At 57.2% G+C, this 11,856-nt stretch carries 8 protein-coding genes and 1 pseudogene; 4 read left to right on the plus strand and 5 right to left on the minus strand.

Going from position 1 to position 11,856, the window contains the following annotated elements; translation table 11 throughout:
* Positions 1 to 22: 22 nt before the first annotated feature.
* The 5 genes from VAE57_RS00350 to VAE57_RS00370 form a co-directional block, all read right to left on the minus strand.
* Positions 23 to 922, minus strand: coding sequence for a glycosyltransferase family A protein (locus VAE57_RS00350; protein WP_322819933.1), 900 nt, complete (start codon positions 920 to 922; stop codon positions 23 to 25).
* Positions 923 to 1,012: 90 nt separating this feature from the next.
* Entirely contained in the window at positions 1,013 to 2,335 is a 1,323-nt protein-coding gene (locus VAE57_RS00355; RefSeq protein ID WP_322819934.1) for a nucleotide sugar dehydrogenase, read from the minus strand.
* Positions 2,336 to 2,380: 45 nt separating this feature from the next.
* Positions 2,381 to 3,895: a VanZ family protein gene (locus VAE57_RS00360; RefSeq protein ID WP_322819935.1), complete on the minus strand. Its 1,515-nt coding sequence runs from the start codon at positions 3,893 to 3,895 to the stop codon at positions 2,381 to 2,383.
* Positions 3,879 to 5,147, minus strand: coding sequence for an ABC transporter ATP-binding protein (locus VAE57_RS00365; RefSeq protein ID WP_322819936.1), 1,269 nt, complete (start codon positions 5,145 to 5,147; stop codon positions 3,879 to 3,881). Before VAE57_RS00365 ends, VAE57_RS00360 begins: the two co-directional genes overlap by 17 nt.
* Positions 5,148 to 5,150: 3 nt before the next feature.
* A complete protein-coding gene (locus tag VAE57_RS00370) occupies positions 5,151 to 6,038 on the minus strand; it encodes an ABC transporter permease (protein WP_322819937.1) in 888 nt (295 codons plus the stop codon).
* Positions 6,039 to 6,306: 268 nt separating this feature from the next.
* Here VAE57_RS00370 and VAE57_RS00375 point away from each other — a divergent pair, with 268 nt between their 5' ends.
* The 4 genes and pseudogenes from VAE57_RS00375 to VAE57_RS00390 form a co-directional block, all read left to right on the plus strand.
* Positions 6,307 to 8,637: a xanthine dehydrogenase family protein molybdopterin-binding subunit gene (locus VAE57_RS00375; protein WP_322819938.1), complete on the plus strand. Its 2,331-nt coding sequence runs from the start codon at positions 6,307 to 6,309 to the stop codon at positions 8,635 to 8,637.
* A 3-nt stretch (positions 8,638 to 8,640) separates the two neighbouring features.
* Complete coding sequence (gene glp / locus VAE57_RS00380; RefSeq protein WP_322819939.1) at positions 8,641 to 9,870, plus strand: gephyrin-like molybdotransferase Glp; 1,230 nt, start codon at positions 8,641 to 8,643, stop codon at positions 9,868 to 9,870.
* 141 nt (positions 9,871 to 10,011) lie between these two features.
* Positions 10,012 to 11,130: a 3-dehydroquinate synthase gene (gene aroB / locus VAE57_RS00385; RefSeq protein ID WP_322819940.1), complete on the plus strand. Its 1,119-nt coding sequence runs from the start codon at positions 10,012 to 10,014 to the stop codon at positions 11,128 to 11,130.
* 355 nt (positions 11,131 to 11,485) lie between these two features.
* A pseudogene (locus VAE57_RS00390) lies at positions 11,486 to 11,856 on the plus strand (site-specific DNA-methyltransferase); the annotation flags it as partial.

Consider the following 11,856-nt stretch of genomic DNA (forward strand, 5'->3'; position numbering starts at 1 on the left):
AACAGCGAAACGATTCTCACACCTAAATCGCCAGCGGCGGGCAGCGGTATTGCAGACTGCCCTGTAACAAACCGATCAACCAGGCATTCATGCGCAACCATTCGGCGAAATGTTCACGTTGTCGAATCCGAACAACCCGCCCTACCTGACGCAACCAGCGCCGCGCATACGAGAGCCAGGGTGAAAGTGATCGGCGTGGTGTGTCCGCCAGATGACTGTAGCGACGGGCCAGGGCTACATTGGCAATTGCCCGTTCCCTGGTCTGACGCAGCATACCGGTCAGCGTATCGCGATAACGCACGTAGACGAGGGCATCCGGCACAAACGTCAGTGGCACCTGGCATTGCAATTGCACCCGAAAACAGTAGTCGGTGTCCATCAGACGCGACAGGGTCTCATCAAAACCACCGATCTGATCGTGTAGGGTGCGTTCGATTGCCAGTCCCGAACCACCGGCGTGGGGCAGATATGGTGGATAGCTCACCCGCTGCAAGCCATCGGCCTGTGGGTTGCGCCGTGTTCGGCTCAGCCACGATTGATGATTCAGACGTTCGATATCAAATCGAGAAGCAACAAAGGGAAAGGTATCAAGTGCCCGGCCAATTGCTGCTACCCAGTCCGGTGCCACCACATCATCTGCATCGACGAAAGCCAGTGCCGTGCCACGTGCATGGCGTGCGCCCTCATTGCGGGCAAACGCTCCGCCACGCCGGGCACCAGCATCGATAATACGCAGATTCGGTATACGTACCAGAAAATCCGCCGCTACTCGTCGTGATTCGTCGCGTGAACCGTTATCAGCGACGATCACTTCCCAGGGTCGATCCCATCGCTGGCTTGCGAGCGCCGCCAATTGTTCACCCAGTGTTGTTGCCGCGTTGTAGCACGGAATGATGATACTGAGACGCACTTCACGCTGCACGGTCTCCCTCCTCGTCACTCCCCATCGTTCCGTACTACCGTTATGCCAACACCGGGTGAATCAATGATGATTGGCATACCGATGTTCAGGCTACAATACTGTAATCTTTGCCCGTAAATCACCCTGAATATTTCGGGTTGCGTTGCGTGTATCCACGATTGCCGGAGCCAGCGTCACGATCCGGTCGTAGTCAAACGCCCGATGATTGGTGATAATGACCGCGCAATCGCACTGACGGAGCAACTCGTCAGTTAATGGCACTGTTTGCATACACCGACCATCGTGCAGCTCAAATTTGGTAATATGCGGATCGCAGGGAATCACTGTTGCGCCGTCGGCAGTCAGCAGATCGTAGACCTTAAATGCCGGTGATTCGCGATAATCATCGACATCCGGTTTGTAGGCAATCCCAAGCAGCAGAATAGTACTCCCGTTCAGCGGCTTACGGGCACGATTAAGCGCCCGTACAACCAGATCATGAACATGCCGTGGCATTTGACTGTTGATTTCACCGGCCAGCTCAATAAACCGGGTCGTCAGATCATACGCCCGCGCCTTCCACGTCAGGTAGAACGGATCGATGGGAATACAGTGACCACCCAACCCAGGCCCAGGGGTAAACTTCATAAAGCCGTAGGGCTTGGTCGCAGCGGCATCGATCACTTCCCAGACATCAATGCTCATTCGGTCGCAGAGCAACGCCAGTTCGTTGACCAACGCAATATTGACGGCGCGAAAGATATTCTCAAACAACTTCGTTAGCTCGGCAACATCTGGTGAGCTAACCGGCACCACCCGACTGGTGATATAGCCGTAGAAGGCACCGGCCAGTTCAGTGCAGTGTGGTGTCACTCCACCCACCACCTTCGGCGTATTCTCAACACTGTAGCCCTTGCTACTCGTCTGACCAGGATCGATGCGTTCGGGTGAGAACGCCAGAAAAATCTGTTCACCAACCTTCAAGCCTGAACGCTCGATCCGGGGCATAATCAGCTCGCGGGTGGTACCAGGGTAAGTAGTACTCTCCAGGATCACCAGTTGACCGGACCGAATGCTGGCAGCGACATCTTCACTCGCCGCCTCGACATAGCGCATATCCGGCTCGCGCGTTGCGTTGAGCGGGGTAGGAACGCAGATGACCAAAATATCACATTCGGCCATCCGATGGACATCGGTTGTCGCCTCAATCCGGCCCGCTTCGCGAAGCGTCGCTAACGCATCACTGGATACGTCGCCAATGTAGCTCTCGCCGCGATTGACCTGCGCAACACGCATTGGACTGACATCAAAACCAAGCACAGAAAACCCAACCCGCCCGGCACGCTCGGCGAGCGGCAAGCCGACATACCCTAATCCAATGACACCGACTTTCGCAGTGCGGCCGTGGATGCGATTCATCAATTCGTGGAACATGATGGTACAGACTCCGTGTTATCTGTTGAGAAGCTCAATCTGACATTATACGTGAGACGATAAGACACTGGTATACGAGCGTGGCTTCCTGGTCAACCAGAAAACAATCAGCCCACTCACAACAATAGTAAGCATGCTACTCAACAACATCCACCCACTCAACGGCTGGGCGATGACCAGCCAGGGCGCACTGCTGATGAGCAGTGGCCCTACTATCGCGACGGTGATCGGTGGCCAGCGCCTACCGCGCCAGGGCAAGCCCGCCAGTGCCAGCGGCAGACAGATCGCTCCGGCCAGCGCAATCGTCCAGCCCCCAATCTGATGCGTTTGAACCGGGAGCCAGCGATTGATCAGCGCCTCGCCCGGGCCAAAGGCGTACCATTGCGGGTGCGCCTGACCATCAACAAAGAGACGGGCAACGGCACCGTCATAACTCAGCACCAATAGCCGGGGTTGCCCGTCAGGGAAGACATGACTAAAGCGTAACGGTGGCCGGTCATCGGCTACGCGGGTCAGGGGCAACCGCATCCGTACCAGCAGATCAGTACCTGCCTGAATCAAACTGATGTTGTGTCCATCAATGCCACGGCCAAAATTGACGATCAGGCCCTCTGTGGTGCGATCTGGTTCGCGGGCAGCCACCTGAGCGACCAGTGTAAATGCCCGTGTCCGGGCAATCTCTGCTGCCACACCACGCAATGGCTCACTGCTCATCAGCCAGCGCTGATAGCCCACACCTACCCCGGATTCGGTGAGGGTGGGCCGACCCTGAGCCACCAGCGGGCGCACAAATGGCCCATTCCCAGCCGGCGGCAACCCACTGAAATCGTAGGCGAACAACGGTTGCCTGGCAATTGCGTTGCCCGGTGTCCGTACTGCTCGTGCATCATCTACGGTAAAGGCCCGATTGTAGAGCGCGGTAAAACCCACATAACCCGGCCAAAAGCGCCGCCCATCATTGGCAGCGCCGATCTGAAGCGTGTAACGATCCGACCACGTCGTTGGCAGTGTCGCCCGTTGCCAGCGCGTGACCATCCACGTGCTGCCGGCCAACCAGATCACTAATCCAACAAACACGACCCACGCTGGCGTCATCCGCACACCCTGATCCATCCAGAAACCGAGTCGCTCGACTCGGGGGAGCATTGGCTGCGCCAGCCACCACGCTCCCAAAACAGCACCCAAAGTGTTCGCAACCACATCCAGCAGCGCGGCGGTGCGACCGGGAATTATCAGTTGGGCAACCTCGACTCCAAGCGCGACAGATGCGCTCAGCACGATGACACCAGTGCGCTGCCCCGGTAGAGGCACGCCACAACCGGCCAGCAACCAGTGCAACGCAATGCCTAAAGGAATAAACAGAACAATATTTTGCGCCATATCAAACGCATGGCTCAGACCAGTCACCAGCACAAAGATGGGATTAGCCGGCCATGGTCTGGTGAAAGCAAAGGGATATAAGGTCAACATCCCGACAAGCAGGATGGTTGGCAAGAACAACGCGACCCCATAGCGACGCAAAGCATAGCGGCGACCCATAGATTCAGGCTGACGGCTCATAGATCGTCGTCCACGGTAAGAGTGGTCGCACCACACCGGAAAGATTGCCAGTCCAATCGCCGCGTGCTGAGTCACCTTCCAGACTATCAATCACCTGAAAGGCGACCGCATCTCGTTCGGCGAATTGACCAATCGGCGGATCGAGGGTGGTCAGCGCTGCTTCGACGTACAGTGACCCCTCAGCCAGAAAATTACCGGGAATGGTCACCCTGGAGACATAGCGACCCGGTGGTCGTGGACGCTGCCGCCATTCAGGATCAAGATCGAGGGTGGTAAACACGGCGATATTATCTTCGTTGTAGAGGCGAAAGTGCGGCATCAATACATAACCGCCGGTCGTGACTACAAACTCCATCTCAAGCGTTACCGGTGTCCGAATATCAATGGTGTCCGCGACATCACCATCAACATCGCGGACACGCACTGCCCGCAGGTGAGCAATCTCTTTGCCCGGCGCACTTGCCCGATCTGACCAGACCCGTTCCGCAATTGAATGTGTGCCCTTCCCCAAATAGACACCAACCACTTGCTGTGCCGGCCCATCAGCTACCACCTGTCCATGATTGAGTAGAATGGCCCGCTGACACATGCGCAGGATGGATTGCATGCTGTGCGAGACAAACAAGACGGTTCGGCCCTGCTGGCCCACATCCTGCATCTTGTTGAGACACTTTTTCTGAAAGCGCGCATCGCCAACGGCCAATACCTCATCGACAATCAGAATTTCTGGCTCAAGATGCGCGGCAACGGCGAAGGCCAGTCGCACATACATGCCCGATGAATAAAACTTCACCGGCGTATCGATAAACTTCTCTACCTCGGCAAACTGGACAATTGCGTCAAAATTGCGATCAATTTCGCGTTTGCGCATGCCCAGAATGGCACCGTTGAGGTAAATATTCTCGCGCCCGGTCAATTCTGGATGAAAACCGGTGCCAACTTCCAGCAAAGAAGCCACCCGACCGTACAACTCGGCTCTGCCTCGGGTTGGTTCGGTAATGCGCGAGAGCACTTTCAGCAGAGTGCTCTTCCCGGCACCATTACGCCCGATGATCCCAACCACTTCCCCTTGCTGAACATCAAACGAAACGCCATTGAGTGCCCACAGCTCAGTCGTCGTCGCTTTCTGCGTGCGACCACGCAGGCGCTCGGCAATGGCATCGCGTAGCGTGACATATCCCATATCACGCTGCCTGATCGCACCAATTCGATACTGTTTCGCTAAATCACGGGCCCGAATTGCGTAGTGCATAGGCTAGATAATATCGGCAAACTTACGTTCCACCGCCTGAAAGTAGAACAAACCGGAACTGAAAATCGTTACTGCCATCATGACCGAGATCAACATCAAGAGACTGGGAGGTTGCGTGCCCAGCAATGCCCAGCGAAAACCTTCGACAACGCTTACCATCGGGTTGAGAGCGTAGAGAAACTGCCAGTATCCTTCCACCAGATTACTCGGATACACAACCGGCGTGGCAAACAACCAGAGCTGAATGAGAAACGGGGTAGCGTGCCGTACATCACGGTAGCGGGCGTTAATCGCCGAGAGCCAGAACCCTACGCCCATGGCGGTAAACATCGCCAGTAACAGAAAGAGCGGCAAGAGGAAAATCGCCGGGGTTAGCGGCCACCGGTACCACACCATCAATGCCAGTAGGATGAGAAAGGACAAACCAAAATCAACCACGCCGGCCAGCACACTGGCGGTAGGAATTGCTAATCGGGGAAAGTAGACTTTGCGCACGATGCTGGCACTGCCTACCAGACTATTGGCTGCCTGCCCAACTGTGTTGGCAAAGAACTGCCACGGCAAGAGGCCGGCCAGATTGAAGAGAGGGTAAGGAATACCATTCGTATTAACACCGGCCAGCCGTCCAAAGATGATCGTGAAGACGACAAGCTGTAGCGTTGGTTGGATGATAGCCCAACTGGCACCCAGCAGTGTCTGCTTGTAACGCACTTTAACATCACGCCAGACCAGAAAAAAGAGCAGTTCGCGGTAAGCCCAAAGGTCGCGCCAGTTGATGTGCCACCATCCCTTGCGCGGCTCGATGATCGTTGGTGCCTGCACATCGTCTGCTGAGGAATGTGCTGTAGAGGGGTTGACTGCCGACGTGCTAGAGGGTTCAAGAATTGCCATAGCGCTCACATCATCCGTAACATACATCTGCGCAATGCCAGAGCAGTAGCGAAGAGGTATTGTAGCAGCGCATTCTTCGTTTACATTGGTTAGAACTTCCCCCTATCTAGCATAGTCGGTTTACGGCCATCTTGCAATTACAAATTCTTCAATCAGACGCATCCCATCGAGCTTCTTCCATTCGCCAGATAAGGCTACAAATTCTGGTATCATGCCTGTAGTACCTGAGAAAGTTTCGTTGTTAACAAAAAGAAAGGCAGGTCGAACGATGGCCTATGCAGCCCTGATCGGTGCTGAAGTCAAGCGCCGGGAAGACCCGCGTCTCGTGCAGGGGCAGGGCACATATGTGAGCGATTTGCGCTTGCCGGGAATGCTTTATGTGGCAATTGCCCGTAGTCCGTACGCTCATGCCCGCATTCTAAGTATCGATAAAGCATCGGCACTGGCGCAGCCCGATGTTGTTGCTGTTTACACCGGTACCGATCTCCTCGATCTCTGTCAGCCACTGCCGTTAGCCAGTTCTGGCGAAGGTGGCAGTAGCCCCCAGCGCTATACCGGTCGCATTCGCTACGTGCTGGCCGTTGAACGAGTTCGTCACGTTGGCGAGGCAGTTGCTGCCGTGATTGCCCGTACCCCAGAAGCAGCACTCGATGCAGCATTGGCCCTGGCGATTGAATGGGAACCTCTCCCGCCAGTGGTTGATCCGCTGGTCGCCATCGACCCGGCAGCGCCGGTAATCTTTGAAGACCTCCCGGATAACATCGACCACCGCCGACGCCGCCAGAAGGGTGATGTCGAAGCTGCATTCGCGTCTGCCCATCGGGTTGTGCACCAACGGATGGTCAATCAGCGTTTGCTCGGTTTTCCAATGGAAGGCCGTGCTGTTGTGGCTGCCCCCGATCCGACGAACGACGGCGTAACCCTCTGGACGAGTACGCAGACCCCACATCAGGTACGCGGCGATGTCGCCAGGGTTATCGGGCTTGATGAGAATCGGGTGCGCGTCATCGCCCCCGATGTCGGTGGTGGCTTTGGGGTCAAGATCGGCATCTATCCCGAAGAGGCATTACTGGCCGCGTTAGCTCGCCAGCTTCGCGCTCCCCTACGCTGGGTTGAACATCGGCTTGAACACGTACAGGCCACTACCCACGGTCGTGGTCAGGTGTGTGACATTGAAGCTGCCGTCACGGCAGAGGGTGAGATCACCGCATTGCGGATGCGCATCGTCGCCGATCTCGGTGCCTACCCGCTTGCCCCCGGATTGCCCGACCTGACCACCGCAATGGCTATCGGGGTCTACAAGATTCCCGCCGTTGATCTGGAAGCGGTATGCGTGTATACCAACACCACACCGGTGGCTGCCTACCGCGGTGCAGGCCGCCCAGAAGCCGCCTACTACATCGAGCGTCTGATGGATCTGGTCGCCGCCGAGCTGAATCTGGACCCGGCAGAGGTGCGTCGGCGCAATTTTATCCCCCCGGACGCATTTCCGTACAAAACCCCGACCGGTCTGACCTACGATAGCGGTGAGTATGAGCGGGCGCTGACTAAAGCGCTCAGCCTGGCCAATTACGAGCAATTACGCGCCGAGCAGGCCGCCCGCCGGGCTGCCGGTGATCGGATGTTGCTCGGTATCGGAATCGCCTGTTATGTCGAAATGTGTGGCTTCGGCCCTTATGAGAGTGCCCAAATCAAGGTAGAGCCGGGTGGTACCGTTACCGTTACCACCGGTATTTCACCGCACGGTCAGGGAACGGCCACGACCTTCGCCCAGATTGTCGCCGATCAGATTGGTGCCGACTTCAACCGCATCGTTGTCAAACACAGCGACACTGCACTGACACCAATGGGTATCGGCACGATGGGATCACGCTCGCTCGCCGTGGGTGGTGCTGCGCTGGTACGTGCTGCCACCAAAGTGCGCGAGAAGGCTCGCCAGATTGCGGCTGCAATGCTCGAAGCGAATGTGGCCGACATCGAGTTCCACGAAGGCCGGTATGTCGTCCGGGGTGTCCCTGATCGTAGTCTAACGCTGACCGAGATCGCCCGCCGCGCCTACAGTAACAAATTGCCACCAGAGCTTGATCCCGGTCTGGAAGCGGTTGATTATTTCCGCCCCGCCGATCTAATCTACCCCTTCGGCACGCATGTCGCTGTCGTTGAAGTTGATAGCGAGACCGGCCACGTCCGTATTCGAGCCTACTATTCGGTTGATGATTGTGGGCCGCGGATCAGCCCACTCATTGTCACCGGCCAGGTACACGGCGGTCTGGCTCAGGGTATCGCCCAGGCCCTCCTTGAAGAGGTGGTGTACGATGCCAATGGTCAGTTGCTGAGCGGGACGCTCATGGATTACGCTATACCACGGGCCGATCTCTTCCCGCCGTTTACCGTTGACAAGACAGAAACGCCGACCCCCCTCAATCCCCTCGGCGTGAAAGGGATCGGTGAAGCAGCCACTATCGGCTCAACACCGGCCATCACTAATGCGGTGATTGATGCGCTTCAACCATTTGGTGTGCGACATATTGATATTCCGTTGCGGCCCGAAAAGATCTGGCGGGCAATCAATAACGGACGTAGCGAAAAAGGAGAGTGATCGATGGCTGAGATGCTCCGCGAATCGCCGTATCCCATGGTCAGCATCGCCGAAGCCACGGCGACGATCATGGCACACACTCGTCCGCTGGCGAGTGAGGAGATTGAGACGTTCTCTGCACTTGGTCGGGTATTGGCCGGCGACATCACGTCACCGGAAGATATTCCTGACGTGCCCAAATCGGCAATGGATGGCTATGCCCTCCGCGCTGCCGATGGTCTTGCCCCGCGGCGCGTAGTGGGTGAATTGACCGCAGGTGGTTTCGCAGAGGTCATGCTTGCGCCCGGTGAAGCCACGCGCATTATGACCGGTGCCCCACTACCACCCGGTGCCGATGCAATGATCCCGGTCGAACTGACTACAGAACGCGATGGGTTGCTCTACATCCAGCGCGAGCTACAACCCGGCGATTACGTCCACGTTGTCGGTCAGGATGTCAGACGCGGTCAGACCGTCCTGACCACCGGTACTACCATTGGCGCCGCCGAGATCGGCATCTTAGCGACCCTTGGCATCACCCGGATTCCCGTGTATCGCCAGCCCCGGGTCGCTATCCTGGCAACCGGTGATGAAGTGGTCGAGCCGGGTAGTCCCCGTCCTGCCGGTGCCGTTCGCGATAGCAACCGGTATGCGTTGATGGCCGCAGTCCGCGAAGCCGGCGGCATCCCGGTCTCGCTCGGCATTGCCCGTGATGATCGTGATGTACAACGTCAGGCGATCCTGCACGGCCTGGATCAGGCCGATGTCCTGATCACCAGCGGCGGGGTTAGCATGGGAACGCGCGATCTGATCAAACCGTTACTGGCCGAACTCGGCACCGTCCATTTTGGGCGGATTGCTTTCAAGCCGGGAAAACCAACCACCTTCGCCACCATCGGCGGCAAGCTGGTTTTCGGCTTACCGGGCTATCCGGTCTCTTCACTGGTATCGTTCGAGGTCTTCGTCCGCCCGGCGCTGCGGGCGTTGCAAGGTGATGCCTCACCGTTCCGTCCCCAGATCGAGGTCACATTGGCCGAACCGATCCGCCCTTCACCTGATCGCCCTGAGTATCAGCGCATTATCGTGCGTTATCAAGCAGGACGCTTCACCGCAGTCACCACCGGTAGCCAGAGCAGCTCGCGCCTGCTCTCGCTACGTGGTGCCAATGGACTGCTGCTCGTACCGGCTGGCGACACGGTATATCCTGCCGGTAGCACCTTGCCCGCACTCCTGACCGGTCCGCTCATTGTGTAGAGGATAACACTCGTGGAATGGTTTCTGCTCCAGACCGTCGAACCGTGGCCCGGTCCACTGACGTATCTTGGTATCGCCCTTTTACTGATTGCGGCGCTGATGACGATCATCAATCGGTGCCGCAAACCCTGACAGCGAACAATGATTACAACCACGCTCACAGTTACGACCAGCACAACATCCTACCCGGTCATCGTTGGCGCAGGTATCTTGTCCAACCTTGCCGACTACCTGGCCGAACGTGCCCTGCGCGGGACAGCCTGGATTGTCGCCGATGAACACCTGACCGCCATTGCCGATCAGACAGCAGCCCATCTGCAAGCAGCCGGATACCGCGTTCACACGATCAGCGTACCATCAGGTGAACAGAGCAAATCGTTCGGCGAACTAAACCGACTGTACGACTGGATGATCAAACACGGGATCGAGCGCCGTGATGTCGTTCTGGCCCTCGGTGGTGGTGTGGTTGGTGACCTGGCAGGTTTTGCGGCAGCGACCATCTTGCGCGGTGTGGCCATCGTCCAGATACCGAGCACGCTCCTGGCGATGGTTGATGCTGCGGTAGGTGGTAAAACCGGTATCAACCACCCGCTGGGCAAAAATCTGATCGGAGCCTTTCATCAACCACGGCTGGTGTTAGCCGACACCGACCTGCTGGCAACACTACCGGCCCGCGAGCTACGCGCCGGCTGGGCCGAAATGATCAAACACGGCGTCATTCGCGATGCTGAATTGTTTGACGCCCTGGAAACACTCGCCGCAACTCAACGCTGGCACGCCGATAACCCGGCCATATGGGATGCGACCGATCCGGTTCTCATCAGTGAACTAACCGGCATTATCGCCCGTGCTGTTGCGGTCAAAGTCGACGTTGTATCACGTGATGAATTTGAACGCAGCGAACGCATCACTCTCAATTACGGTCATACCATTGGTCACGCCATCGAGCAACTGCTTGGGTATCGCCTCCTGCACGGCGAATGCGTCGCCATCGGCATGGACGCCGCTGCGCGGATTGCCATCGCCCTGGGCATCTGCCCGCCGGCCCTGGTTGAACGACAGCGTAACCTCCTCGCCGCCTACGGCCTATCAACCACACTGCCGGCAGACCTTGACCGAAGTGCGATCCTGACCCTCATCGGTCGCGACAAAAAGGTACAGGCCGGAGCTGTGCGCTGGGTCTTGCCAACCGCTATCGGTCGGGTCGTCGTGCGCGCCGACGTGCCGCTTGAGGTGGTTGCAGCGGTGTTGGCGGGGTAATGCGGTGAGCGATACCGCCACTGCACGCCGTGCCACGTGCTATGATGTTAATCCAATTTGCTACCTATGCTGTAAGCAGGCTAGGGAGGCTGACTGCCACCACGAACAGCACGACGTTGCGCACAACACCGTGCGGCGTATCTGCATATGTGGATGGCATCCAGTTTCCATCGACGCGCTACGTCACACCTTTCGGTAGCAACTCAGGGTATAACCGTCCTTTGTGCCTCTGTGGTGGTACAGATCGCAACGTAGATTATAATATTACGTGTTTACTCGTTGCAGAAAGCCGGCGACTCCCGTGTACAATGCCGTATCGACCAGGTTGTGTATGCCGAAAGGGATTGGTCTGGTTATGACACCACGCGAACGATTTCAGCAGCTCCTCTACGACCTGTTTCAATATGACCTCGCCGATCTTGATTTTGGTATCTACCGCCTCATGAACTACAAACGGCAGGTCATCGAGCGTTGGATTCAGAACGATCTCCCGCAGACGATTGCGCACGAACTCAACCAAGACGCACTCGCCGCGCAGGAGGAAGCAAACAAGGCGCTGAAAGAAATTCGCCACAGAGTACAGGAGACACTCGGTACATACGCTATTGACGCCGAGGGCAACCTGGCCGAGACGTATGTCAACACGCCGCTGGGCAAAGACTACCTGACAGCCCGCCAAAAAGCTGCGCATGCCCAAAGCAGCCAAGCCCTGGAAGCCGCCGTCTA

This window comes from Chloroflexus sp. (assembly GCF_034434295.1).
In the GTDB taxonomy this organism is placed as follows: Bacteria; Chloroflexota; Chloroflexia; order Chloroflexales; family Chloroflexaceae; genus Chloroflexus.